Source organism: Streptomyces sp. NPDC007917, assembly GCF_042959105.1.
GTDB lineage: Bacteria > Actinomycetota > Actinomycetes > Streptomycetales > Streptomycetaceae > Streptomyces.
Genome location: NZ_JBIBKK010000027.1, coordinates 1 through 22,852 on the forward strand (window position 1 = coordinate 1; position 22,852 = coordinate 22,852).

The window sequence follows — 22,852 nt, forward strand, 5'->3', positions numbered from 1 at the left end:
TGGCGTTGACTTTTGGCACGCTGTTGAGTTCTCAAGGAACGGACGCTTCCTTCGAAACCGTTTCACCGGTTTCTCCGGGCGCTTCCCTTCGGTGTGTTCACTACTTTAGCTGATTTCCCGGCCGGCTCCTAATCGAGCCCTTCGGATCGAATTTCCGCACAGCAGAAAAAGACCCTGTTCGGGGATCATCGGTAGTGGTTTGCCGCCCGCGTACCGGGGGTGCTGTGGCCCGACCGTGGTCGTATCGACAGCGCTGCCCGTCTCAAGCGGCTCGGGCTACGTTAGGCGGCGAGGTGCCCGGAGTCAAGTTCGGTCTGACGGCGCGTCGGACTTCCGGCGGCGAGGGGCGTGCGCGCGGTACGGGCTGACCGTCGGGTCGCCGTCGATCCAAAAGCGCCATGGGTGAGTTGCGCCCTCGCCTCCGACGCCGGTGCGCGGACCGCTGAGCACCTGGTCGGCCGGGGCGGGGGCGCCGGTGAGTATCGCCATCGGGGACTGCGCGCCGGCGCAGACGTCGATGCCGTTCAGCCGGCGGTCGATGCCGAGGGCTGTGGCGAGGCGCGCCGGTCCCTTGGCCAGTTCGCGGTCGTTACGGGCGGTGGGGCGGAGCTTGTGGGCCCACTCGTGGCCGCTCAGGATCTCCCCCGCCCGCAGCAGCACCCCGCTGGGCGAGCCCTCCGGGCCGCACACCAGGTTCATGCAGTGCCACATGCCGTAGGTGAAGTAGACATACGCATGACCCGGGGGCCCGAACATCACGGCGTTGCGCTCGGTGCGGCCTCGGTAGGCGTGCGATCCGGGATCGGCCAGGCCCGCGTACGCCTCCACTTCGGTCAGACGCACCTCGACCGGTCCGTCCGGTGTCCGGCGGACGAGGGTGCGCCCCAGGAGATCGGGGGCCACTTCCAGGACGGGGCGGTCGAAGAACCGGCGGGTCAGCGGCGTACGGTCGGGGGTTGCGATCACACGGCCCGAGCGTAGTGCAAGCGATATGTACAGGTGGTTGGAGTGGAGCCGGTCCGCTGACAGGGTGGGCCAACACGGAACCGCTCCTCGCCGTTCCGCGTTCCTAGGGTTCAACAGTGGTCGTCGTGCGATCAGAACAAGACGCAGGCGCGTCCTTGAGAGGGAGAACATGGGCTTCAAGAAGCTGCTCGCGAGTTTGGGTGCCGGTGGCGCTTCGGTGGAGACGGTGCTGACGGAGGAGAACGTCGTTCCGGGTGGCGTCGTCCAGGGCGAGGTCCGGATCCAGGGCGGCTCGGTGGCGCAGCAGATCGAGGGGCTGTCGGTCGGTCTGCAGGCGCGGGTCGAGGTCGAGAGCAACGACCAGGAGTACAAGCAGGACGTCGAGTTCACCAGGCAGCAGCTGGGCGGCGCTTTCGAGGTGCAGCCCGGGGCGGTGCACGCGGTGCAGTTCGGGCTTGAGATCCCCTGGGAGACGCCCATCACGATGTTCCTGGGTCAGCACCTGACCGGGATGAACGTGGGTGTGACGACGGAGCTGCAGATCGCGCGCGCCGTGGACTCCGGTGACCTGGACCCGGTGAACGTGCACCCGATCCCCGCCCAGCAGGCCATTCTCGACGCCTTCGGTCAGCTCGGCTTCCGGTTCAAGAGCGCCGACCTGGAGCGCGGCCACATCCGCGGGACGCGGCAGCGGCTGCCCTTCTACCAGGAGATCGAGTTCTACGCGCCGCAGCAGTACCGCGGGCTCAACCAGGTCGAGCTGAGCTTTGTGGCGGACGACCGCGAGATGGACGTCGTCCTGGAGATGGACAAGAAGCCGGGTCTGTTCTCCGAGGGCGGTGACTCGTACCGGGCCTTCACCGTCAACCTCGGGTCCTACCAGGACACCGACTGGGCCGCGTACTTGAACCAGTGGCTCGCCGAGGTGGGCGGCAAGCGCAACTGGTTCTGATCGCCGCAGGGCCTGGCCCCCCGGATCGGCGATCCGGCCGCCGCAGGGCCCTGACCGCTTCGGCTCTCACGCGGGGCGTGCATCGTGTTCCCTCGGTGCGCGCCCCGCGTGCTGTCACTCGTACCGCACGGTCAGCGGAGTTCCGCGGCCGGCCCAGTGGCCGGTGGCCTCGGCGAACACCTCGGCTGCCGTCGCCGCGGTCTCGGGGGCGGCCGTACGGAAGGCCTCCCAGCCGTGGACGCGCAGTTCGAAGCCCTCCTCGGGCCGGCCCCACCAGGACAGGTCTCGCAGGCAGTCGCCGAGCGCGTCCCAGTTTCGGCCGAACCACGCGGGGAACGCGAGGTCCCGGGCGCAGCGGTCGAGGAAGCCGGCCTTGTCCCGCACCCCGTCCAGGCGCAGGGTTGCGGTGTGCCGGCCGGGGCCGGGCGGGGGCGTGGGCGTCGGTCCGGTCATGGGGGCATGGTGTCAGCCCGCGCGGCCGCGGTCTCGTTAGGCTGGCCGCCGATACGACCAGCGCGAGCAGCAGGAGGTTTCGACGTGTCCGAGCAGAACCGGCGCCCGCTCCCCCACGACTTCCATCCGCCGGTGCCGTCGTTCACCGTGGTGAGCGATGACGTCGAACCCGGGGGCACGCTCACGTCCGCCCAGGTGTACGCGGAGGGGAACACCTCGCCGCAGCTGCGCTGGGAGGGCTTCCCCGCGGAGACGAAGAGCTTCGCCGTCACCTGCTACGACCCGGACGCGCCGACGGGCAGCGGGTTCTGGCACTGGGTGTTGTTCGACATCCCGGCGGAGGTGACCGAGTTGCCGGCCGGTGCGGGCAGCGGCAGTTTCAAGGGGCTGCCCGAGGGTGCGGTGCACGCCCGGAACGACTACGGCTCGCGCGACTTCGGCGGGGCCGCGCCGCCGCCCGGGGACGGTTCGCACCGCTATGTGTTCACCGTCTACGCGGTGGACACGGAGAAGCTGGGCCCGGACGCCGACGCCTCGCCCGCGGTCGTCGGCTTCAATCTGCGCTTCCACACGCTGGCGCGCGCCCAGCTGATCGGCGAGTACGAGAACCCGGCCGCCGGCTGACACTCCCTTCCCCGTCTCCGCCCCGAACGACCCGGTGTGCGTTGCGTACAGGCGCGTACAGGCCTTTTACCGGGCCTAAATTGCGTTGTCCTCGGCCTCGCTCCCGGCCAAAGATGTATCCCGGCCCGCCCGTCCGCGCGGGCCGGGATTGGCCGGATGCGGAGGTGGTCGGGATGCGCGAGACGCTGGTTCTCAACGCGAGCTTCGAGCCGCTGTCGGCGGTGTCGCTGCGCCGTGCGGTGGTGCTGGTCCTGCAGAACAAGGCCGTCATCGAACACGCCCACCCCGGACTGCGGGTGCGGGCCGCGGATGTCGATCTGCCCGTGCCGCTGGTGATCCGGCTGTGCCGGTACGTACGCGTGCCGTTCCGAAGACGCGCTCCGTGGTCGCGGCGCGGGGTGCTGGTCCGGGACCGGCACCGGTGCGCCTACTGCGGCCGCAGGGCGACGACCGTGGACCACGTGGTGCCGCGGTCGCACGGGGGTGGGGACACCTGGCTCAATACGGTGGCCTCCTGTGCGGAGGACAACCACCGCAAGGCGGACCGGACTCCGGAGCAGGCCGGGATGCGGCTGCTGAGCGCGCCGTTCGAGCCGACGCCCTCGGACGCGCTGCTGCTGGCGCTGGGGGTGGCGGAGCGCGAGGGCCTGCCGGAGTGGCTGGCGCTGCCCGCCTGAGCCCTGACCGCCGCACTTGCTTGCGTCCGGCTTCCCCCGGGCCCTGACACGTACGAACCCCCCGCGCCTGCGAAGTGCGCGGGGGGTTCGTATGTGTCAGGGCCCGGGTGTCAGTCGATCCTGGGCTGCTCCCGGCGCGGGGCGGCCTCCTTGCCGGTGGCGGCCGGGGCGCCGCCACCGTTGCCGCCCGTCATCGGGCCGAAGTTGCCCATGGCCCCGCCGAGTCCCTTGAGGGCGTCGCCGATCTCGCTGGGCACGATCCAGAGCTTGTTGGCGTCGCCCTCGGCGATCTTCGGCAGCATCTGGAGATACTGGTACGAGAGCAGTTTCTGGTCCGGGTCTCCGGCGTGGATGGACTCGAAGACCGTGCGGATCGCCTGGGCCTCGCCCTCGGCGCGCAGCGCGGCCGCCCTGGACTCACCTTCGGCCCGCAGGATCGCGGACTGCTTCTCGCCCTCGGCGCGCAGGATCTCGGACTGCCGGACACCTTCGGCCTGGAGGATCGCGGCGCGCTTGTCACGGTCGGCGCGCATCTGCTTCTCCATCGAGTCCTGGATGGAGGTCGGCGGCTCGATCGCCTTGAGCTCGACGCGGTTGACGCGGATGCCCCACTTGCCGGTGGCCTCGTCGAGCACGCCGCGCAGCGCCGCGTTGATCTCCTCGCGGGAGGTCAGGGTGCGCTCAAGGTCCATGCCGCCGATGATGTTCCGCAGGGTGGTGACGGTCAGCTGCTCGATCGCCTGGATGTAGCTGGCGACCTCGTAGGTGGCGGCGCGGGCGTCGGTCACCTGGTAGTAGATGACGGTGTCGATGTTCACGACCAGGTTGTCCTGGGTGATCACCGGCTGCGGCGGGAACGGCACGACCTGCTCACGCAGGTCGACGCGGTTGCGGATCGAGTCGATGAACGGCACGACGATGTTGAGGCCCGCGTTGAGGGTGCGGGTGTAGCGGCCGAAGCGCTCGACGATGGCGGCGCTCGCCTGCGGGATGACCTGGATCGTCTTGATGAGTGCGATGAAGACGAGCACCACCAGGATGATCAGGACGATGATGATCGGTTCCACAGCGGCTTCCCCGTGCCCTTCATGCTTCCGGTTGATCGGGATGATCAGGTCTGGTCGTCGATCTCGAGGGCCATCTCGGTGATCTGGATGATCTCGATAGCGATGTCGATCTCGACTCGAGTCTGTCAGATCTGAGGGCCAGTTGGCAGCCGGGCGGCCTGGGGCTGGTACCCGGCTCATATCCGCGTATGACGGCTCGGTGGTTCACATGACCTCGATGGTTCACATGACCACAGCCGTGGCACCGTCGATGTCCACGACGTCGACCTGCTGGCCCGGTTCATAGGCCTGGTCGGGGTCGAGCGCGCGGGCCGACCAGACCTCGCCCGCGAGTTTGATGCGCCCGCCGCCGGTCTCGTCGACCCGCTCCAGGACGACGGCTTGGCGGCCCTTCAACGCCTCCACCCCGCTGGCCAGCCCGGGCCGCTGGGAGCGGCTGCGCACCGCGATCGGCCGCACGGCGGCGACCAGCGCGACGGAGACCACGGAGAAGACCACGACCTGGAACACGGCACCGCCGCCGAGCGCGTCGGTGATCGCGGCGGCGACAGCGCCGACGGCGACCATGCCGAATTCCGGCATCGCGGTCACCACGAGCGGAATGCCCAGCCCTACGGCGGCGATCAGCCACCACACCCAAGGATCCACGAGGTCATGGTAGTTCTCGGGGTGTGCCCGGGAACAGAGCGCGGATCACCCCCGGGAGCGCCTGGCGGGGCGCGAGCCGGGTCGAACGGGCGGAGGTCAGCTCAGCGGCAGGCCCTGGGCCGTCCAGCGGTCGCCGTTGCGCTCCACGACCAGCGGGAGTCCGAAGCAGTGCGAGAGGTTGCGGGAAGTCAGCTCGGTCTCGACCGGGCCGGCGGCCAGCACCTTGCCCTGGCGGATCATCAGGACGTGGGTGAAGCCGGGGGCGATCTCCTCCACATGGTGGGTCACCATGATCATCGAGGGGGCGAGCGGGTCGCGGGCGAGCCGGCCCAGGCGGCGCACCAGGTCCTCGCGGCCGCCGAGGTCAAGGCCGGCCGCGGGCTCGTCGAGGAGCAGCAGCTCGGGGTCGGTCATCATGGCCCGGGCGATGAGGGTGCGCTTGCGCTCGCCCTCGGAGAGGGTGCCGAACTTCCGCTCGAGGTGGTCGGTCATGCCCAGGCGGTCCAGGAAGGCGCGGGCGCGCTGCTCGTCGACGGCTTCGTAGTCCTCGTGCCAGTGGGCGGTCATGCCGTACGCGGCGGTGAGCACGGTCTGGAGCACGGTCTGGCGGCGGGGGAGCTTGTCGGCCATGGCGATGCCGGCCATGCCGATGCGGGGGCGCAGTTCGAAGACGTCGACCGCGCCGAGCTTCTCGCCGAGGATCCGGACGGTCCCGGTGCTCGGGAAGAGGTAGCTGGAGGCCACGTTGAGCAGGGTGGTCTTGCCGGCGCCGTTGGGGCCGAGGATCACCCAGCGCTCTCCCTCTTTGATCGACCAGGAGACCTCGTCCACCAGAGCCCGACCATCGCGGACCACGGATACGTCCACCAGCTCCAGAACATCGCTCATGAGCGCGTTGTCTCCCATTGCAGTCTCGAGTATCGCGTGCGCCTGTAGGCGCAGCCCCCAGGGGAAAACCTACGCCACGTATTGTCAGCGCCAGTCCTTAGGCTGGGGCCATGCTCGATGAACCGCGCTCAGGGCGCCTTGCCGCCTGGGGAAATGCCCTTCTCGCCGGACTTGTCTCTCCGGACGAGGCCGCGCATCGCATCGCGGCCGACGACGCTTCGCACCGCGTGGCCGATCTGCCGGGAGAGACCGCCCAGGTCGGGCTGACGCTCGCGCTCGGGCGGCTGCGGGCGCTGGGGGCCAAGGGGCTGCGGGTGGCGCTGCCCGTGGCGGGCCATCCGCTGGGGCTGAGCGGTCCCCCCGAGTTCAACGCGCGGGCGCTGGACGCGGGCGAGGCGGTGATCGTGACGGGGGTCGCCGTGGGCCTGGTGCCGGAGGTGTTCGAGGCGGGGCCCGAGGGCGATGTGCACAGCGAGGTGGTGTGGCGCTGTCTGCCGGTGCGGGAGGCGCCGCCGGCCGATGTGCCGTCGCTGGGCGAGGCCGAGCGGGAGCTGGCGGAGGCGCTGCGGGAGGCCACCGAGGTGCTGTCGCGGCTGAATGTCGCGGGGGCGGGGCCGGCCGCGCAGGCGGCCCTGGAGGCGTACCGGGCGCGGGCCGGGCGGGGGCGCGAAGTGCTCGCCCCGGGCTATCCGCCGCGGGCGCTGCGCGTGTTGGAGCTGGCCCAGCGGGTGGGTGCGCTGATCGGGATCGCACACGGGCCGGGCGCGGGCGCCGGGGATCACGGCGCGGCGGTGAGCGCGTCGGAGATCGCGGCGCGGGCGGAGGCGCTGCGGCCGGTGGAGCGCACGGCGCGGCGGGCGCAGGTGGCGGCGTACAACGCGTATGTGGAGGAGCTGGAGCGGGGCGGGTTCTGAGGCCTGCCGGCGGGACCCGCGGAACAGGGCCCGTCGGCACAGGATCTGCCGGCACAGGGCCTGTCGGCACACCACCCCGGCGGCCGGGGCCGCCGGGGTGGTGGGGTGGTGCGAGGGGGAATGCTCAGCGGTTGCCGCAGGGGGTGCCGAAGGTCTGGTTCATCACACCGATCACACGAACGGTGTTGCCGCAGACGTTGACCGGGACGAACACCGGCACCTGGGCCTCGTTGCCGGCGACGATGCCCGGGGAGTTCACGGCCTGGCCCTGAGCCTGGGGGCCGTGGGCGGAGGCGGCGCCGGCACCCGCGACGGCGAGGCCACCCGCCGCGATGGTGACGGCCGCGAACTTCTTGATGTTCTTCACTTGGTAAGACCCTTCTAGCGCAACACTGCGGCAGGCCGCCGCAGCCGCCATGGAAAACGGCGCGGGGCGGGCCGGGTTGCGCTGTCCGGGTGACATACACCCGACGGTATGAATCTCGGTTCGGCGGACCGCACTTCCGTATCACCAACAGATCGCCGCCTAGTGCGACAATCCGGGCAATTCACCTCGTCCCGCGTCCGCCCTACGCCCCGATGCCATGGCGTACGGCCCACAGCGCCGCCTGCGTCCGGTCGGCGAGGTCCAGCTTCATAAGGATGTTGGACACATGGGTCTTCACGGTCTTTTCGGACAGGATCAGCGCGCGGGCGATCTCCCGGTTGGACCGGCCGTCCGCGATCAGCGCCAGCACCTCGCGCTCCCGCTCGGTGAGCGAGCCGCCCCGCCCCTGGCCGCCGCCCGCCTCCTCCTGCGAGAGCAGCGCCAGGGCCACCTCGGGCTGCAGCAGCACATGCCCGGCGTGGACGGACCTGATCGCGCCCGCGAGGGCATCGGGGTCCACGTCCTTGTAGACGTATCCCGCCGCCCCGGCTCGCAGGGCGGGGACGACCGTGCGCTGCTCGGTGAAGCTGGTGACGACCAGCACCCGGGCGGGGTTGTCGAGGCCGCGCAGCCGGCGCAGCGCCTCGACGCCGTCGGTGCCGGGCATCTTCACGTCCATCAGGATGACGTCGGGCCGCAGCTCCTCGGCGCGGGCCACGCCCTCCTCGCCGTCGGCCGCCTCCCCCACCACCTCGATGTCGTCCTGGACCTCCAGGAAGGTCCGCAGCCCGCGCCGCACCACCTGGTGGTCGTCCACGAGCAACACCCTGATCCCACGGGTCGGCTCAGCCACCGGGCACCTCCATTTCGATCACGGTGCCCTTTCCGGGCGCCGACTCCACGGTCAGACGGCCACCCACGCCGCCGGCCCGGTCGCGCATCGAGACCAGGCCGAGGTGGCGCCCCGCCCGGCGGACGGCCGAGGGGTCGAAGCCCGCGCCGTCGTCGGTGACGCGCAGCAGGGCGCCCTGGCCGTGGCGGGCCAGGGTGACCTCGACCCGGCCGGCGTCCGCGTGGCGCAGGGCGTTGTGCAGGGCTTCCTGCGCCACCCGCAGCAGGGCCTCCTCCTGGGCCGCGGGCAGCGCGCGGACGCCGTGGGCGGCGAAGGTGACGCAGGCGGTGTGGGCGCGGTCGAGGACCCGTATCTGGGTGCGCAGAGTGGCGACGAGGCCGTCCTCGTCGAGGGCGGCCGGGCGCAGCTCGACGACGGCGGAGCGCAGCTCGTCGGCCGCCTCGGCGGCGAGGGCGGCTATCTGCTGCAGCTCGCCCTTGGCCCGGGCGGGGTCGCGGTCCACCAGCGCGGTGGCGGCCTGGGCGGTGAGCCGCAGGGAGAACAGCTTCTGGGAGACGGCGTCGTGCAGCTCATGGGCGAGCCGGGCGCGCTCTCCGGCGATGGTGAGCTCGCGGCTGCGCTCGTAGAGCCGGGCGTTGGTGAGGGCGATCGCGGCGTGCTGGGCGAGGATGGCCAGCAGCTCCTCGTCCTCGGTGGTGAATCCGCAGCTTCCGCTCGGCTTGGGGCAGCGCTTGTTGGCGAGGAAGAGCGCGCCGAGCACTTCATCGCCATCAGCAATGGGAAGTCCGATAAAATCGGACATTTCGGGGTGTTCATCAGGCCAGCCCTCAAAACGCGGATCCTGGCGCACATCGGCCAGCCGTTGCGGCGTGGCGTCATGAAGCATCGCGGCCAGGATTCCGTGCTGGCGGGGCAGCGGGCCGATGGCCTTCCACTGCTCGTCACTGACCCCATCTACTACGAACTGGGCAAAACCCCCGTGGTCGTCCGGAACCCCCAGTGCCGCATACTCCGCATCAAGCAGCTCACGAGCGGACACAACGATCGTCTTTAGGACATCGCGGACCTCCAGGTGCCTGCTCATGGCGAGGAGCGCACCACTCACATTCGCCAGGCCCGCCCCGGCCCCGGCACCGCGTCCCTTTGTCATGACCGACACCGTACCGGCGGGCGCGACCCGGGCATATCGGCCGGTCGGCGCCGCTCCCCGGGACCTAGGTCCTAGTCCTCAGGGGGGAGGGAATCGCTTGGCAACGGCGCGTCGCGATGATCCGGAATGGCGACCACAGTATGTATTTGCTCAGGCACATCACGCGATACGAAAGCCTCTGTGCTGTGACCCCTGACACAGGACCTGAATCACGTACGACCACGAATAGTGGACGTTTTAAAGCAGTCGTGAGCGGGGAAGACGGCCGCTCGCACAGGTGGGAGCCGCCCAGGTGTCCACTAAGCAGGGTCGTATGTCACACCTTTGCCACAACATTTTGCGGGCGCTAAGAATTTCCCAGTCGCACGGCGCCGTAGATCAGAGCACGGCGCTCCCAAGCGCCGATTTGGCCTGCGACTCGAGCGATTGGAAGAGGTTTAGTCCGCCATGCCCGTACCCCGCATTCCCGGTTACAGTCGCCTGAACAAGACGCACAAGTTCTCCGCCGCAGGCATCGCCGCCGCGGGCGCCGCCGCCCTCGCCTTCGCAGTCGTCCCGGGCCAGTCCGACGCCCAGACGACCGCCGTCAAGGAACTGCCCGCCAAACCCGTCGCCTGGAGCAAGCAGGTCGTCGACCACGAGGCCCAGCACGAGAGCCTCGTCCACCAGTCCGAGCTCGCCACGCAGCAGGCGAAGGAGGAGGCCGCGAAGAAGAAGGCGGCCGAGGAGGCGGCGAAGAAGAAGGCCGCTGAGGAGGCCGCCGCCAAGAAGGCCGCCGAGGAAGCGGCGAAGAAGAAGGCGGCCGAGGAAGCCGCCGCCAAGAAGGCCGCCGAGGAGAAGGCCGCCAAGGAGAAGGCGGACAAGGAGCGGGCCGCCAAGGAGGCCGCGAGCCGCGCCGCCGCGCGCAAGCCGGTCTACGCGAACAACGTGGACGGCTGGATCAAGGCATCGCTCGCCGTCATGAAGGAGAAGGGCATCCCGGGCAGCTACAACGGGATCTACCGGAACCTCATGCGGGAGTCGAGCGGTAACCCGCGCGCCATCAACCTGTGGGACATCAACGCGCAGAACGGCATTCCCTCCAAGGGCCTGCTCCAGGTCATAGACCCGACCTTCAAGGCCTACCACGTCGAGGGCACCTCCTGGGACATCTACGACCCGGTCGCCAACATCACCGCCGCGTGCAACTACGCGTGGCACCGGTACGGCTCGATGGACAACGTCAACGGCCCGTACTGAGCCGTAGAACGCCTGACGCCGAAGGGCGGCGGCACCCCTCGCACGGAGAGGGTGCCGCCGCCCTTCGGCGTTCCGGGCACGAGGCCCTTCGCTACTTGCGCATGACCTCCGGCTCGTGGCGGCGCAGCAGCCGTGCGACCACGAAGGCGCAGATGATGCCGAGCGCGAGCAGCACCACGATGTCGATGCCCCACTGCGACGTGGCGTGCTCCCACAGCGGGTCGGTGTCATTGGGCTTCTTGCGGTCCCAGGGCGCCATCGTGTGGCCGGGGCCGGGGCCGAGGTCCAGGGTCGCTCCGGCCGCGCCGACCGCCCAGCGGGACGGCATCAGATAGGCGAACTGCTCGATGCCAGGCGATCCGTAGATCTTGAACAGGATGCCGGTGAAGACGACCTGGACGATGGCGAACATGACCAGCAGCGGCATGGTCTTCTCGGCGGTCTTCACCAGCGAGGAGATCACCAGGCCGACCATCATCGAGGTGAAGCCGATCGCGATGATGGCCACGCAGAGCTCGATGGCCGGGGGCATGATCAGGCCCTCTTCCGGCAGCTCGCGGGTCGAGAAGCCGATGGCGCAGATGATCACGGCCTGGAAGGCGGTGATCACGCCGAGCACGATCACCTTCGACATCAGATAGGCCGAGCGGGACAGGCCGACCGCCCGTTCCCGTTCGTAGATCACCCGCTCCTTGATCAGTTCTCGTACGGAGTTGGCCGCGCCGGAGAAGCACATGCCGACCACGAGGATCAGTGTGATCGTGCCCGCGTCCTGGTTGAACTGGCCCTTGGGCGCCTTGTTGAGGCCGAAGTCTGACGGGATGACGATGCTCACCGCGCCGAGGACGGCGGGCAGGATCACCATCAGCCCCATGAAGCCCTTGTCCGAGGCGATCACCGAGACATAGCGGCGCATCAGCGTCCACAGCTGGGAGCCCCAGCTCTGCGGCTTCTGCATGCGCGCCGGGGGCGGCTGGACGTGTACGGACTGCGGCGCGACGGCGTCGAGGTCCGCGGCATACATCTGGTAGTGCTGCGAACCGCGCCAGCGGCCGGCCCAGTCGTAGTCGCGGTAGTTCTCGAAGGCGGAGAAGACATCCGCCCAGGTCTCGTACCCGAAGAAGTTGAGCGCCTCCTCCGGCGGGCCGAAGTAGGCGACCGAGCCGCCCGGGGCCATGACCAGCAGCTTGTCGCAGAGCGCCAGCTCGGCCACGGAGTGGGTGACCACCAGCACCGTACGGCCGTCGTCGGCCAGACCGCGCAGCAGCTGCATCACATCGCGGTCCATGCCCGGGTCGAGGCCGGAGGTCGGCTCGTCCAGGAAGATCAGCGAGGGCTTGGTGAGCAGCTCCAGCGCGACGGAGACGCGCTTGCGCTGACCACCGGAGAGGGAGGTGACCTTCTTGTCGGCGTGTATGTCCAGCTTGAGCTCGCGCAGCACCTCGCCGATCCGGGCCTCGCGCTCGGCCTCGGCGGTGTCGCCGGGGAACCGGAGCTTGGCGGCGTAGCGCAGCGCCTTCCGGACGGACAGCTCCTTGTGGAGGATGTCGTCCTGCGGGACCAGGCCGATGCGCTGGCGCAGCTCGGCGAACTGCTTGTAGAGGTTCCGGTTGTCGTAGAGGACATCGCCCTGGTTGGCCGGGCGGTAGCCGGTGAGCGCCTTGAGCAGCGTGGACTTACCGGATCCTGAGGGGCCGATGACCGCGACGAGGGACTTCTCGGGGACGCCGAAGGAGACGTCCTTGAGGATCTGCTTGCCGCCGTCGACCGTGACCGTCAGGTGGCGGGCCGAGAAGGACACCGCACCGGTGTCGACGAACTCCTCGAGGCGGTCGCCGACGAGCCGGAAGGTGGAGTGGCCGACGCCGACGATGTCGTTCGGGCCGATGATCTGCTGGCGGACCGGCTGACCGTTGACGTACGTGCCGTTGTGGCTGCCGAGGTCCCGGATCTCGAACCGGCCGTCGGGCAGGGCGCGGAACTCCGCGTGGTGGCGGGAGACCTGCAGGTCGGAGACGACCAGCTCGTTCTCCAGCGCACGGCCGATGCGCATCACCCGGCCGATGGCCAGCTGGTGGAAGGTGGTCGGGCTGCGGTCGCCGCCCTGGGCCGGCGGGTTCTGCTGCGGGGCGTGTGCCTGCGGGACCTGCTGCTGGGGGTGCGCTTGCGGGGCGTGTGCCTGCGGGGCCTGCTGGTGAGGGGCCTGCTGCTGCGGCACGAAGGGCTGCTGCGGGGGCATCTGCTGCGGTCCGCCCTGCGGCTGCGGCCAGCCCTGGGGCTGGGGCTGCGGCTGCTGTCCGGCCTGGGGCCAGGCGGGGGCGGCGGGCTGCTGATACGGGGGCTGCTGGTGTGGGGCCTGCGGCGCGCCCATCGCCGACGGTGCGCTGTAGGCGCCCGCGGCGACCCCTGGTGCGCTGCCCGCGCCCGCTCCGCCTCCGGAGAGGATCAGCCGGGGTCCGTCCGTCGCGTTCCCCAGATGGACGGTCGAGCCGGGGCCGATCTCCATCTGCTGGACGCGTTGGCCCTGCACATAAGTGCCGTTGGTGCTGCCGTGGTCCTCGATGACCCAACTGCGCCCACCCCAGCGCACGGTGGCGTGGCGCCAGGACACTCTGGCGTCGTCCAGCACCATGTCGCCCTGCGGATCGCGTCCGAGGCTGTATGACCTGGATGGATCAAGTGTCCAGGTCTGTCCGTTCAATTCCAGTACGAGTTCCGGCACTCCACGCCCCACTACTTGTCCCCCGATGGACCCCCTGCACGGGGAGTCTAGGGATGGCGAACATCGTGAGGAACTATTTCAGGCTCAGTCGCCGAACCGGAAGTCGGGCATTGAAACGCCGCGCGCGGACGGAGTTGACTCGCCCGAAAGGCCCCCGGAAGGTGGTAATGGCCCCTGGATGGGGCAGATCATGAATCATCCGGGCAACTCATACCGATCGGGGGGACCGACGCCATGAGCGCGAGCGGCAGCGGGCGGGCGCGCCCGGCGGAGGTGCTGCTCTCGACGGTGGCCACGGTGAGCTGGGCGTTCCTGGCCATGGCGGGCGTCGCCGCGCTCGGGCTGCACCTGGTCGGCGCGGACGGCGCGGGCGCGCTCGGCCCCATGACGGCGGCCGCGGTGGTGCTCGCGGTCGGCGGCTCCGTCACTCCGTCCGGGGATGTGAAGGCGTTCGGGCTGACGGGTGCCCAGGCCCATTCGGCCGTCGATATCGCGCCACTGGGCATCAGCCTGGTGGGCGCGCTGCTGCTGGGGTGGCTGTTCGTACGGTCGCTGCGCGGGGCGGGCGCGGTGATCGGCCGGGCCGAACTGGCCGTGCGGGCGGGCGCGGTCGTCCTGCTCTTTCTGCTGGTGCTCGCCGGGCTCACCTGGGTGGGCAACGATACCGTCACAATCGACGCCTCGACGCTCGGCCTGACGGGCACGCCGCAGCAGCAGCGGGGCGGGCTGCTCGAGAAACTCCCCGGCGAACTGGGCGATATCGCGGACATCGGCAGCGGGCTGCTGCCGGACCGGATCGAGCGGCTCATCGACGCCAAGGCGGCGGTCGGGTTCACCGTCGAGCCGGGGCGTTCGGTGCTGGGCGGCGCGGTCTGGGTCGTCGCGGTGCTGCTCATCGCGCTGCTCGTCGTGCGCCGCGCGCCGGTGCCGCGCGGTCTGGAGGCGGCGCATCGCACCGTCCGGCCGGCCGCCTCCGCGCTGTGCGGGGTGCTGGTACTCGCGGTCGGGGCGGGGCTCGCGGCGGCGCTGTACGCGGCGATCGGCGACGACCATCCCCGCCTGGTCCTCGGGGCGGCGCTGCTCGGCGCGCCGAACGGGGTGTGGCTCGGGGTGCCGCTGGGGCTGTTCGTGCCCTGGCGCGGCCGGGCGAGCGGGGCGCTGGTGCGGGTGCTGCCCGATCCGCTCGACAAGTTGCTGGGCTCGCAGCAGCCCGGCGCGGAGGAGAAGCCGATCACGGTCGCGCGCCTCGCGGAGCTGGACGGGCGGGTGTGGCTGCTGATGGTCGGCTGTGTGCTGATGGTCCTGGCCGCCGGGGTGCTGACCGCGGTCCGTACGCCCGTCGGCCGGGCCCGCAGGGCGGGGTTCGTGGGGCGGTGTGCGCTGTGGCTGGGGATCGTCACGGCGCTCGCGCTGCCACTGCTGTGCCGGCTGACCGCGGTGTCGGCCGGGGCGAGCCTGTCCGTGCTGGGCTTCGACGCCTTCGGCGCCGGGGTGGAGCTGCACGGCGGCGGAGCGGCGGCGTGGGGGCTGGGCGCCGGGTGGGGCGCGCTGGCGGGGGCCGCCGGGGCGCTGGCGGCATGGGCGACGGGGGCCGCGGGCGCGCGGGCGTCCCGCTTCGCGCTCGGCTCGGCACCGGATGACGGCTCGCTGCCGGATGATCGCTCAACGCCGGATGGCAGCTCAACGCCGGATGACGGCCCGGCTACAGCGAAATGAACGTTTTGTACCGCACAGCCGTCCGTAGCGCGGACTGCCGCGCGATCGCCCCGAGTGGCCGGATACGGTGGGAAGACCATGAGCACATCGCAGATTCCCCCTGCCACCGCCGCCCCTGGCGACGATGTCCGCACCCTCCTCGTCAAGATCTTCGGCAAGGACCGCCCCGGCATCACCGCCGGCCTCTGCGACACCCTCGCCGCCTACGGCGTGAACATAGTCGACATAGAGCAGGTGGTCACCCGAGGCCGCATCGTGCTGTGCGTGTTGGTGAGCTCTCCCACGGGCGGCTGGACCTCGGAAGGCGATCTGCGGGCGACCGTGCACAGCTGGGCCGAGTCGATGCGGCTGCAGGCCGAGATCATCTCCGGGCGGGGCGACAACCGCCCCCGTGGCACGGGCCGGTCCCATGTCACCGTATTGGGTCATCCGCTGACCGCCGAGTCCACGGCGCGCATCGCGGCCAGCATCACCGGCAGCGGCGGCAACATCGACCGGATCTTCCGGCTGGCGAAGTATCCGGTGACGGCCGTGGAGTTCGAGGTGTCCGGCGCCGAGACGAGCGCGTTGCGCACCGCGCTGGTCACCGAGGCCGCCGGGATCGGCGTGGACGTGGCCGTGGTGGCCTCGGGTCTGCAGCGGCGGGCGCAGCGCCTGGTGGTCATGGACGTGGACTCCACCCTGATCCAGGACGAGGTGATCGAGCTCTTCGCGGCGCACGCGGGGTGCGAGGCGGAGGTCGCCGAGGTCACGGCCCGGGCGATGCGTGGTGAGCTGGACTTCGAGCAGTCGCTGCACGCGCGGGTCGCGCTGCTGGCGGGGATCGACGAGTCCGTGGTGGAGAAGGTGCGCGCGGAAGTGCGGCTCACGCCCGGTGCCCGGACGCTGATCCGCACGCTCAAGCGCCTCGGCTACCAGGTGGGCGTGGTCTCCGGCGGCTTCACTCAGGTGACCGACGACCTCAAGGAGCGGCTGGGCCTCGACTTCGCCTCCGCCAACACCCTGGAGGTCGTGGACGGCAAGCTGACCGGGCGCGTGGTCGGGGAGGTCGTGGACCGCGCGGGCAAGGCGCGGCTGCTGCGGCGCTTCGCGGCCGAGGCCGGGGTGCCGCTGGTGCAGACCGTCGCGATCGGGGACGGGGCCAATGACCTGGACATGCTCAACGCGGCCGGGCTCGGGGTCGCCTTCAACGCCAAGCCGGTGGTGCGGGAGGCCGCGCACACCGCGGTGAACGTGCCGTTCCTGGACACCGTGCTGTATCTGCTGGGGATCACCCGCGAAGAGGTGGAGGCGGCGGACACCGCGTCGGACACCGCTGACGGCTGAGCGACCGCCGAGCAACGGCGTCACCGTACGCCGGGTAAACGCGTCACCGTACGCCGGGCGAAGGCGTCACCCGTACGGGGCCGGGCCCGGGCGGCAAGGCCGTCCGGGCCCGGCAGGTCGTGATCACTCGTGGGGCGCCCAGAACTCGCTGAGGCGGCCGACGCCGTGCTCCACCGACTTCCACGAGCCGCTGAAGGTCACCACCGCGAGGGCGGCGGTCGGAAACCCGCTGCGGGCCATGCGCTCGCGCGTGCCCTCCTCCGCCTCGCCCGCGAGCGCGTCCGCCAGGGCGTGCATCCCGGGGTTGTGGCCCACCACCAGCAGGTCGCTCACATCGTCGGGCGTCTCGTTGAGCAGAGCGAGCAGCTCGCCCAGCGAGGCCTCGTACAGCCGCTCCTCGTAGACGGTCTTCGGCCGCTGCGGCAACTCGTGCACCACGAGCTTCCAGGTCTCCCGGGTGCGGACGGCCGTCGAGCAGAGAGTGAGTTCGGGGGCGATCCCGGCCTCGACGAGCCGGTGTCCGGCGAGCGGGGCGTCTTGGCGGCCACGCTCCGCGAGCGGCCGTTCGTGGTCGGATACCTGGGGCCAGTCGGCCTTGGCGTGTCGGAGAAGGACGATCCTGCGGGGCACATCGACGCTCATGTGTCCCAGCTTCGCATGAAAACGGGGGCCCGGCGCAGGGTGTTGGAGCGGACCTCGTCCTCAGGTGAGTAAGCACGGGGATCCTGGGATGAGGAGGCACACGGGTCCTCAGGTGAGTGAGGCCGGGGCACACGGCCACCACCGAGGCGAGGGGTCACGGCTGAAGCGTGAAAGCTCCCCGTACCAGCCCGAAGAGCTGCGAGAGCGTCCCGGAGTCGTCGGCGGCGTGCGCGTCCGGAGAGCCCACGAGCAGCAGCAGGGCCGCGAAGGCCAGGGCCGGGAGCGCGAGGGCCCACCACGGCAGCCGGCTGTCCGGACGGCGTCCGGCGGGGTCGGCGGGCCGGGGGTGGATACGCGCGGACATGGGATCGCCTCCGGGGCGCGAGGGGTGGGTGACGAGCGGCCGACGGCGGGCGCCGCGCCTCGGCCCCCGCCTTCGCTTTCCGACACCTCGAATCTACGGAGCGCCGGGGGCCGGTCCCATCCGGTGAACCACCCAGTTACCCCTGACCCTGGCCCCCTAAGGGATGGTGGGGACAGCTACCCCCTCAGGGCGAACCCCCTCAGGGCGAACCCCCTCAGGGCGAACCCCCTCAGGGCGAGGCGATGGTCGCGACCACACCGATGATCACGGTGATGCCCAGCATCACGCCCAGGATGATGAGCAGCTTCTTCTGGCCGTTCGGCGGGTTTTCGTCGAGCACTGGCATGGCCCCAGTGTCCCACCGCCCCGCCGCCGCCCCGGCACCGCCCCGCGGTTCGCGAGGGCGTGCCGGGGCCGCTCAGATCTCGTCCTCGACGGCGCGGTCGCGCCCCGCCAGCAGACCGGCGGCGATCTGCGGCAGCATCAGCCCGGCCATCAGCGCGATGGGCAGGTCCCAGCCGCCGCTGTGCTGGTAGAGCGCGCCGACCAGCAGCGGCCCGGGGATGGACAGCAGATAGCCGGTGCTCTGGGCGAAGGCGGACAGCCGCACCACGCCCCCCGCGGTCCTGGCCCGCATGCCGATCATGGTCAGGGCGAGCGGGAAGGCGCAGTTGGAGACGCCGAGCAGCACCGCCCACACCCAGGCGCCCTGGGCCGGGGCGAGCCACAGCCCGGCGTATCCGCTGAGCCCGAAGGCCCCCAGGATCACCACCAGCGGGCCCTGGCTGGGCAGCCTGGCCGCCACCGACGGCAGGACGAAGGCCAGCGGCACGCCCATCACCATGGTGACCGCGAGCAGCAGCCCGGCGGTGGAGGCGGAGACCCCGGCGTCCCGGAAGACCTGCGACATCCAGCCCATGGTGATGTAGGCGCCGGTGGCCTGGAGGCCGAAGAAGACGGCCAGGGCCCAGGCCGTGGGGCTCTTGGTGATCCTGGTACGGGTGGGGGCGGAGTCAGGGCCAGGTCCAGGGCCGGAGTCAGGGCCGGAGTCGGGGGCGGGAGCCGCCCCCCAGGCCACGGCCCCGCCCGTACGGTCGCGGGCGAGCACCAGCCAGGGCAGCACGGCGACGGCCGCGAGCACCGCCCACGCCCCGAGCCCGACCCTCCAGCTGCCGCCCAGGGCGTCGGTCATGGGGACCGTGACGGCGGCCGCGCCCGCGCCACCCAGCGACAGGGCCATCGAGTACGCGCCGGTCATGGGCCCCACCCGGTCGGGGAACCAGCGCTTGACGATCACCGGCATGAGGACGTTGCCCACCGCGATCCCGGCGAGCGCGAGGGCGCTGGCGGCGAGGAAGGCGGCGGTCCCGCCCATCAGGGGGCGTACGGCCAGGCCCGCGGTGACGGCGGCGAGCCCGGCGCAGACGACGGCGCCCGGCCCCCAGCGGCGGGCCAGCCGGGGCGCGGCGATGCCGAAGAGGGCGAAGCAGGCCGCAGGCATCGAGGTGAGCAGCCCGGCGACGGTGCCGCTCATGCCCAGGTCGGTCCGCGCCTCTTCCAGGAGCGGGCCGAGGCTGGTGACGGTGGGGCGGAGGTTGACCGCGGCGAGGACCAGGCCGAGGACGACAAGGCGCCGCCGCCAGCGGGCGGCGGCGGGCTCCGGAGCGCTTGGCCGCCGTATCGGGACGGCGGTGTCGGGAGTCGCGAGATCCTGGTCGGCCATGCGGCCATCATAGAATGATGGGATGAATGGCTGTCCAGTGGTTTGCAGCCACCCGATGACGGCCGAACGGCATCATGGGAGCACCCGCTTCCCCGGCCCAGGCACAGGAGAGTCATGCCGCTGACCTCGCCCCGGCGTTCCGCGCTCGCCGACCAGGTGATCGCCCAGCTGCGCGCCCAGATCACCTCGGGCGAGTGGCCGGTGGGATCCCGGATCCCCACCGAGCCCGAGCTGGTCGAGCAGCTGGGCGTGGCCCGCAACACCGTGCGCGAGGCGGTGCGCGCGCTCGCGCACAACGGACTGCTGGACATCCGGCAGGGCTCGGGCACCTATGTGCTGGCGACCAGCGAGCTGGCCGGGGTGATGCACCGCCGCTTCGCGGACGCCGACCCGCTGCACGTCGCCGAGTTGCGCAGCGCCCTGGAGACGAAGGCGGCCTGGCTCGCCGCGGAGCGCCGTACCGAGCAGGACCTCAAGCAGATCGACGCGCTGCTGGACCGGCGCGAGCGGGCCTGGGCCTCCGGGGACGCCGAGGCCTTCGTCGAGGCGGACGCGACGCTGCACATGGCCGTGGTGGCGGCCTCGCACAACGACGTGCTGGAGGAGCTGTACGCCGATCTGGGCGGGGTGGTGCGGCAGTTTCTGCACGCGGACGTCGAGGGCGGGCTGCGGCCGGAGACGTATGTGGACCACGCGCGGCTGGTGGAGGCGATCCGGGCCGGGCACGGGGAGCGGGCCGCGGCCGAGGCGAGCACGCACCCGTTCAGCTGCCGGTACGCCGACCGGAAGGGCGGCGCGGGAACCGCCGGCTGACACCGGCCACCGCCCCACCGCTCAGCGGTGGCTCACCCAGGCCTTCCGTATCTCCTTCCAGCAGCGGTCAGCGAGCCGTACGTGCTGGGCCGGGCCGACCTCGACGGAGCGCCCGTCCATGTCCGGGTCCCACCAGCGCGCGCACTCGACGTGCAGCTGGACCCGGTCCACGTCCGGGTTCGGGTTGAAGCAGCTGGCCGTGGCGTGCGAGCCGCGCACCCAGGTGCTGCACGCCGCCTCGCGCGGCCGGGGGCGCTCCTGGGCGGCCGAGTTCGAGGCGACGGCGACGAAGCCGACCACGGCCCCGACCAGTACTGCGGCCGCGACGCAACGGGACGTACGCATGGCAGGACCTCCTCGACCGTGCTCTGACCGCGCTCTGGACCGCGCCGAACCGCCGCAGCGCCGGGGCCGCCGCACCCGATACTCCACAGTGCGCGTGCCGACGCCCGGTCCGCTCGGCGCACTGGCCCGAACGGGCGAATCCCCGCCGCCCAGGGCCCGGGCGGCCGCCGCCCCGGCCCCGCGGAGCGCGGGAACCGGGGCGGCGGGCCCAGACAAGGCAGAGCAGGCGTGCGGACGGGCTCAGGCGCCCATCATGTGCACCCCGCCGTCGACGTGCACGATCTCGCCCGTGGTACGCGGGAACCAGTCCGACAGCAGGGCGACGACGCCACGGCCGGCCGGCTCCGGGTCGCTCAGGTCCCAGCCGATGGGCGCGCGGTTGTCCCACACGGTCGCCAGGTCCTCGAAGCCCGGGATGGACTTCGCGGCCATGGACTTGATGGGGCCCGCGGACACCAGGTTGCAGCGGATGTTCTTCGCGCCCAGGTCCCGGGCGAGGTAGCGGCTGGTGGACTCCAGCGCCGCCTTGGCCACACCCATCCAGTCGTACTTCGGCCAGGCGAACTGGGCGTCGAAGGTCAGGCCGACGATCGAGCCGCCCCGCGGCATGACCGGCAGGCAGGCCATGGTCAGCGCCTTGAGCGAGTACGCCGAGACATGCACGGCGGTGGACACGTCCTCCCAGGAGCCCTCCAGGAAGTTGAACGCGCCCTGCGGGCCGAAGGCGATGGAGTGCACCACGCCGTCCAGGTCGACACCCTCGCCGAGGTGCTCGCGGACCTTGTCGGCCAGTCCGTCCAGGTGCTCCTGGTTCTGCACGTCCAGCTCGATGACCGGCGCGGGCTTGGGCAGCCGCTTGGCGATCCGCTCGACGAGGGAGACCCGGCCGAAGCCGGTGAGGATGACCTCGGCGCCCTCGTCCTGGGCGAGCTTGGCGGCGTGGAAGGCGATGGACGCCTCGGTGATGACGCCCGTGACCAGGATGCGCTTACCGGCGAGAATTCCACTCATGACGTTCAGTGACCCATGCCCAATCCGCCGTCGACAGGGATGACGGCTCCAGTGATGTACGCGGCCTCTTCGGAGGCCAGGAAGCGGACCGAGGCGGCGATCTCCTCGGGCTGCGCATAGCGCGCGAGCGGCACCTGCTTGACGATGTTCTCCCGCTGCTTCTCGTCGAGCTCGCGGGTCATGTCGGTGTCGACGAAACCGGGCGCCACCACGTTGACCGTGATGTTGCGCGAGCCGAGCTCACGGGCGAGGGAGCGGGCGAAGCCCACAAGGCCGGCCTTGGACGCGGCGTAGTTCACCTGGCCCGCGGAGCCCATCAGGCCGACCACGGACGAGATCAGGACGATACGGCCCTTGCGGGCGCGAAGCATTCCGCGGTTGGCGCGCTTGACGACACGGAACGCACCGGTGAGGTTCGTGTCGAGGACGGTGGAGAAGTCCTCCTCCGTCATCCGCATCAGCAGCTGGTCGCGGGTGATGCCGGCGTTGGCCACCAGCACCTCGACCGGGCCGTGCTTCTCCTCGATCTCCTTGTACGCCTGCTCGACCTGCTCGGGCTCGGTGATGTCGCACTTGACCGCGAGAAAGCCGGCCGGCGGCTCCCCGGACCGGTACGTGATGGCGACCTTGTCGCCTGCGTCGGCGAAGGCACGGGCCACGGCGAGGCCGATACCGCGGTTACCTCCGGTGACGAGAACCGAGCGGCTCAAGGGACCACCCTCTCTGTTGGATGTCGTGCCGGGCGTCACTGTGTGTGCCGACCCTTCTGTACGCAAACTATCGGGCGAAGGCCCGGTCCGGGGAATCGAGCACGCACAGGGGCGCCACGCGGTCACTGTCGACTTCCTACAGAAAAAATACTTGCTCTCCATCAAACGATTTTTTGCAAGGGGGTGGGGGAGGCCCACAACCAGACTCCGCTCCCCCGCTCCGCGCCGCCGGACGGCCTGACGGCAACGGCGGCGCACCGCCCCCTTCGCTTCCCCGCTGCCGGCTGCTTTGCGCCGAAGGCGCGAGACGATGCCCGCACCGCCGGAGCCGAATGCCGCCCGGCGGCGCCCAGGCTCCGTACCCAGGACCTGCGGAAGCGGTATGGACCATCGCCGCGTGTTCCTCGCACGCGGCTGCGAGGACGTGTGAAGATAGCCCCCATGTTTGGGGGAGGGGGACACCAGACCGCCTGGTCAGGGCGGCAAAACAAGCCTGGCCGCTGGCTACAAGATTGAGATCGCTTCGGTGCGCGCGGTGTTGACGCCGCTGGAGGAGTCGGTCGTCGCGGCGCGCAAGATCAAGGGCGATGGGAAGGCGCTGGCCGATCACATTGGGAATTCGGCAGATTTCGACGCCTATGACGCGGCGGAGAAGATGCTCTCGTCCTGAGGGTTCGGGATG

General features: G+C 70.9%; 25 protein-coding genes. 9 read left to right on the top strand and 16 right to left on the bottom strand.

Translation table 11 applies throughout. The features are described from left to right. Window positions 1-303 precede the first annotated feature (303 nt). Window positions 304-966 carry a DNA-3-methyladenine glycosylase gene (locus tag ACFZDL_RS36810; protein ID WP_353595165.1) on the bottom strand — a complete coding sequence of 221 codons (663 nt, stop codon included), beginning with the start codon at window positions 964-966 and terminating at the stop codon, window positions 304-306. Between the two features lie 169 nt (window positions 967-1,135). Here ACFZDL_RS36810 and ACFZDL_RS36815 point away from each other — a divergent pair, with 169 nt between their 5' ends. Then, the gene (locus tag ACFZDL_RS36815; RefSeq protein WP_353595164.1) at window positions 1,136-1,918 is read left to right on the top strand and encodes a sporulation protein; all 783 of its coding nucleotides are present in this window, start codon (window positions 1,136-1,138) and stop codon (window positions 1,916-1,918) included. A 114-nt stretch (window positions 1,919-2,032) separates the two neighbouring features. On the opposite strand, the gene ACFZDL_RS36820 is transcribed toward ACFZDL_RS36815, so the two are convergent. Next, complete coding sequence (locus ACFZDL_RS36820; RefSeq protein WP_353595163.1) at window positions 2,033-2,371, bottom strand: barstar family protein; 339 nt, start codon at window positions 2,369-2,371, stop codon at window positions 2,033-2,035. A gap of 84 nt (window positions 2,372-2,455) precedes the next feature. Here ACFZDL_RS36820 and ACFZDL_RS36825 point away from each other — a divergent pair, with 84 nt between their 5' ends. Beyond that, window positions 2,456-2,995, top strand: a complete 540-nt coding sequence (locus tag ACFZDL_RS36825) for a YbhB/YbcL family Raf kinase inhibitor-like protein (protein WP_353595162.1) — start codon at window positions 2,456-2,458, stop codon at window positions 2,993-2,995. Window positions 2,996-3,168: 173 nt separating this feature from the next. After that, window positions 3,169-3,672, top strand: coding sequence for an HNH endonuclease (locus tag ACFZDL_RS36830; RefSeq protein WP_353595161.1), 504 nt, complete (start codon window positions 3,169-3,171; stop codon window positions 3,670-3,672). Window positions 3,673-3,782: 110 nt separating this feature from the next. On the opposite strand, the gene ACFZDL_RS36835 is transcribed toward ACFZDL_RS36830, so the two are convergent. The 3 genes from ACFZDL_RS36835 to ACFZDL_RS36845 all read right to left on the bottom strand — a co-directional run bounded on the left by ACFZDL_RS36835 (window position 3,783) and on the right by ACFZDL_RS36845 (window position 6,275). After that, entirely contained in the window at window positions 3,783-4,739 is a 957-nt protein-coding gene (locus tag ACFZDL_RS36835) for an SPFH domain-containing protein (RefSeq protein WP_353595160.1), read from the bottom strand. 222 nt (window positions 4,740-4,961) lie between these two features. Continuing rightward, complete coding sequence (locus ACFZDL_RS36840) at window positions 4,962-5,387, bottom strand: NfeD family protein (RefSeq protein ID WP_353595159.1); 426 nt, start codon at window positions 5,385-5,387, stop codon at window positions 4,962-4,964. A 96-nt stretch (window positions 5,388-5,483) separates the two neighbouring features. Further along, complete coding sequence (locus ACFZDL_RS36845; RefSeq protein ID WP_353595158.1) at window positions 5,484-6,275, bottom strand: ABC transporter ATP-binding protein; 792 nt, start codon at window positions 6,273-6,275, stop codon at window positions 5,484-5,486. Between the two features lie 110 nt (window positions 6,276-6,385). Between ACFZDL_RS36845 and ACFZDL_RS36850 the strand changes: the two genes are divergently transcribed. Then, complete coding sequence (locus tag ACFZDL_RS36850; RefSeq protein WP_353595156.1) at window positions 6,386-7,189, top strand: hypothetical protein; 804 nt, start codon at window positions 6,386-6,388, stop codon at window positions 7,187-7,189. Window positions 7,190-7,313: 124 nt separating this feature from the next. Here ACFZDL_RS36850 and ACFZDL_RS36855 read toward each other — a convergent pair whose 3' ends face one another. From ACFZDL_RS36855 to ACFZDL_RS36865, 3 genes are all read right to left on the bottom strand, one after another. Beyond that, the gene (locus tag ACFZDL_RS36855) at window positions 7,314-7,556 is read right to left on the bottom strand and encodes a chaplin (protein WP_353595155.1); all 243 of its coding nucleotides are present in this window, start codon (window positions 7,554-7,556) and stop codon (window positions 7,314-7,316) included. A gap of 202 nt (window positions 7,557-7,758) precedes the next feature. Further along, window positions 7,759-8,409 carry a response regulator transcription factor gene (locus ACFZDL_RS36860; protein WP_353595154.1) on the bottom strand — a complete coding sequence of 217 codons (651 nt, stop codon included), beginning with the start codon at window positions 8,407-8,409 and terminating at the stop codon, window positions 7,759-7,761. Next, window positions 8,402-9,559: a GAF domain-containing sensor histidine kinase gene (locus tag ACFZDL_RS36865; protein ID WP_353595153.1), complete on the bottom strand. Its 1,158-nt coding sequence runs from the start codon at window positions 9,557-9,559 to the stop codon at window positions 8,402-8,404. Before ACFZDL_RS36865 ends, ACFZDL_RS36860 begins: the two co-directional genes overlap by 8 nt. A 447-nt stretch (window positions 9,560-10,006) precedes the next feature. Between ACFZDL_RS36865 and ACFZDL_RS36870 the strand changes: the two genes are divergently transcribed. After that, a complete protein-coding gene (locus tag ACFZDL_RS36870) occupies window positions 10,007-10,798 on the top strand; it encodes a transglycosylase SLT domain-containing protein (RefSeq protein WP_353595152.1) in 792 nt (263 codons plus the stop codon). Window positions 10,799-10,889: 91 nt separating this feature from the next. Here the strand turns inward: ACFZDL_RS36870 and ACFZDL_RS36875 are convergent, their stop codons facing one another. Next, complete coding sequence (locus tag ACFZDL_RS36875; RefSeq protein ID WP_353595151.1) at window positions 10,890-13,532, bottom strand: FHA domain-containing protein; 2,643 nt, start codon at window positions 13,530-13,532, stop codon at window positions 10,890-10,892. 222 nt (window positions 13,533-13,754) lie between these two features. Between ACFZDL_RS36875 and ACFZDL_RS36880 the strand changes: the two genes are divergently transcribed. Continuing rightward, window positions 13,755-15,236: a streptophobe family protein gene (locus tag ACFZDL_RS36880; RefSeq protein WP_353595150.1), complete on the top strand. Its 1,482-nt coding sequence runs from the start codon at window positions 13,755-13,757 to the stop codon at window positions 15,234-15,236. A gap of 78 nt (window positions 15,237-15,314) precedes the next feature. Continuing rightward, window positions 15,315-16,562, top strand: a complete 1,248-nt coding sequence (gene serB / locus ACFZDL_RS36885; protein WP_353595149.1) for a phosphoserine phosphatase SerB — start codon at window positions 15,315-15,317, stop codon at window positions 16,560-16,562. Between the two features lie 123 nt (window positions 16,563-16,685). Here the strand turns inward: serB and ACFZDL_RS36890 are convergent, their stop codons facing one another. From ACFZDL_RS36890 to ACFZDL_RS36905, 4 genes are all read right to left on the bottom strand, one after another. Further along, a complete protein-coding gene (locus tag ACFZDL_RS36890) occupies window positions 16,686-17,204 on the bottom strand; it encodes a histidine phosphatase family protein (protein WP_353595148.1) in 519 nt (172 codons plus the stop codon). A gap of 154 nt (window positions 17,205-17,358) precedes the next feature. Continuing rightward, the gene (locus ACFZDL_RS36895) at window positions 17,359-17,568 is read right to left on the bottom strand and encodes a hypothetical protein (RefSeq protein ID WP_353595147.1); all 210 of its coding nucleotides are present in this window, start codon (window positions 17,566-17,568) and stop codon (window positions 17,359-17,361) included. 229 nt (window positions 17,569-17,797) lie between these two features. Beyond that, window positions 17,798-17,914: an SGM_5486 family transporter-associated protein gene (locus ACFZDL_RS36900; RefSeq protein ID WP_014180754.1), complete on the bottom strand. Its 117-nt coding sequence runs from the start codon at window positions 17,912-17,914 to the stop codon at window positions 17,798-17,800. Between the two features lie 72 nt (window positions 17,915-17,986). Next, window positions 17,987-19,291, bottom strand: coding sequence for an MFS transporter (locus ACFZDL_RS36905; RefSeq protein WP_353595146.1), 1,305 nt, complete (start codon window positions 19,289-19,291; stop codon window positions 17,987-17,989). 114 nt (window positions 19,292-19,405) lie between these two features. Between ACFZDL_RS36905 and ACFZDL_RS36910 the strand changes: the two genes are divergently transcribed. Further along, window positions 19,406-20,104: a FadR/GntR family transcriptional regulator gene (locus ACFZDL_RS36910; RefSeq protein WP_353595144.1), complete on the top strand. Its 699-nt coding sequence runs from the start codon at window positions 19,406-19,408 to the stop codon at window positions 20,102-20,104. Window positions 20,105-20,125: 21 nt separating this feature from the next. On the opposite strand, the gene ACFZDL_RS36915 is transcribed toward ACFZDL_RS36910, so the two are convergent. From ACFZDL_RS36915 to fabG, 3 genes are all read right to left on the bottom strand, one after another. After that, window positions 20,126-20,449 carry a hypothetical protein gene (locus ACFZDL_RS36915; protein WP_353595143.1) on the bottom strand — a complete coding sequence of 108 codons (324 nt, stop codon included), beginning with the start codon at window positions 20,447-20,449 and terminating at the stop codon, window positions 20,126-20,128. A gap of 240 nt (window positions 20,450-20,689) precedes the next feature. After that, window positions 20,690-21,460 carry an enoyl-ACP reductase FabI gene (gene fabI, locus ACFZDL_RS36920; protein WP_353595142.1) on the bottom strand — a complete coding sequence of 257 codons (771 nt, stop codon included), beginning with the start codon at window positions 21,458-21,460 and terminating at the stop codon, window positions 20,690-20,692. 5 nt (window positions 21,461-21,465) lie between these two features. After that, on the bottom strand, window positions 21,466-22,170 hold the full coding sequence (gene fabG / locus ACFZDL_RS36925; protein ID WP_353595141.1) for a 3-oxoacyl-[acyl-carrier-protein] reductase: 705 nt from the start codon (window positions 22,168-22,170) through the stop codon (window positions 21,466-21,468). A 445-nt stretch (window positions 22,171-22,615) separates the two neighbouring features. Between fabG and ACFZDL_RS36930 the strand changes: the two genes are divergently transcribed. Then, window positions 22,616-22,840 carry a hypothetical protein gene (locus tag ACFZDL_RS36930; RefSeq protein WP_353595140.1) on the top strand — a complete coding sequence of 75 codons (225 nt, stop codon included), beginning with the start codon at window positions 22,616-22,618 and terminating at the stop codon, window positions 22,838-22,840. The last annotated feature ends 12 nt before the right edge of the window (window positions 22,841-22,852 follow it).

Bases quoted from the DNA above. Each gene is read 5' to 3' on its own strand.
- ACFZDL_RS36815 (WP_353595164.1), top strand. From the start codon at position 1,136: ATGGGCTTCAAGAAGCTGCTCGCGAGTTTGGGTGCCGGTGGCGCTTCG.
- ACFZDL_RS36820 (WP_353595163.1), bottom strand. From the start codon at position 2,371: ATGACCGGACCGACGCCCACGCCCCCGCCCGGCCCCGGCCGGCACACC.
- ACFZDL_RS36830 (WP_353595161.1), top strand. From the start codon at position 3,169: ATGCGCGAGACGCTGGTTCTCAACGCGAGCTTCGAGCCGCTGTCGGCG.
- ACFZDL_RS36845 (WP_353595158.1), bottom strand. From the start codon at position 6,275: ATGAGCGATGTTCTGGAGCTGGTGGACGTATCCGTGGTCCGCGATGGT.
- ACFZDL_RS36850 (WP_353595156.1), top strand. From the start codon at position 6,386: ATGCTCGATGAACCGCGCTCAGGGCGCCTTGCCGCCTGGGGAAATGCC.
- ACFZDL_RS36865 (WP_353595153.1), bottom strand. From the start codon at position 9,559: ATGACAAAGGGACGCGGTGCCGGGGCCGGGGCGGGCCTGGCGAATGTG.
- ACFZDL_RS36870 (WP_353595152.1), top strand. From the start codon at position 10,007: ATGCCCGTACCCCGCATTCCCGGTTACAGTCGCCTGAACAAGACGCAC.
- ACFZDL_RS36880 (WP_353595150.1), top strand. From the start codon at position 13,755: ATGAGCGCGAGCGGCAGCGGGCGGGCGCGCCCGGCGGAGGTGCTGCTC.
- serB (WP_353595149.1), top strand. From the start codon at position 15,315: ATGAGCACATCGCAGATTCCCCCTGCCACCGCCGCCCCTGGCGACGAT.
- ACFZDL_RS36890 (WP_353595148.1), bottom strand. From the start codon at position 17,204: ATGAGCGTCGATGTGCCCCGCAGGATCGTCCTTCTCCGACACGCCAAG.
- ACFZDL_RS36895 (WP_353595147.1), bottom strand. From the start codon at position 17,568: ATGTCCGCGCGTATCCACCCCCGGCCCGCCGACCCCGCCGGACGCCGT.
- ACFZDL_RS36900 (WP_014180754.1), bottom strand. From the start codon at position 17,914: ATGCCAGTGCTCGACGAAAACCCGCCGAACGGCCAGAAGAAGCTGCTC.
- ACFZDL_RS36905 (WP_353595146.1), bottom strand. From the start codon at position 19,291: ATGGCCGACCAGGATCTCGCGACTCCCGACACCGCCGTCCCGATACGG.
- ACFZDL_RS36910 (WP_353595144.1), top strand. From the start codon at position 19,406: ATGCCGCTGACCTCGCCCCGGCGTTCCGCGCTCGCCGACCAGGTGATC.
- ACFZDL_RS36915 (WP_353595143.1), bottom strand. From the start codon at position 20,449: ATGCGTACGTCCCGTTGCGTCGCGGCCGCAGTACTGGTCGGGGCCGTG.
- fabI (WP_353595142.1), bottom strand. From the start codon at position 21,460: ATGAGTGGAATTCTCGCCGGTAAGCGCATCCTGGTCACGGGCGTCATC.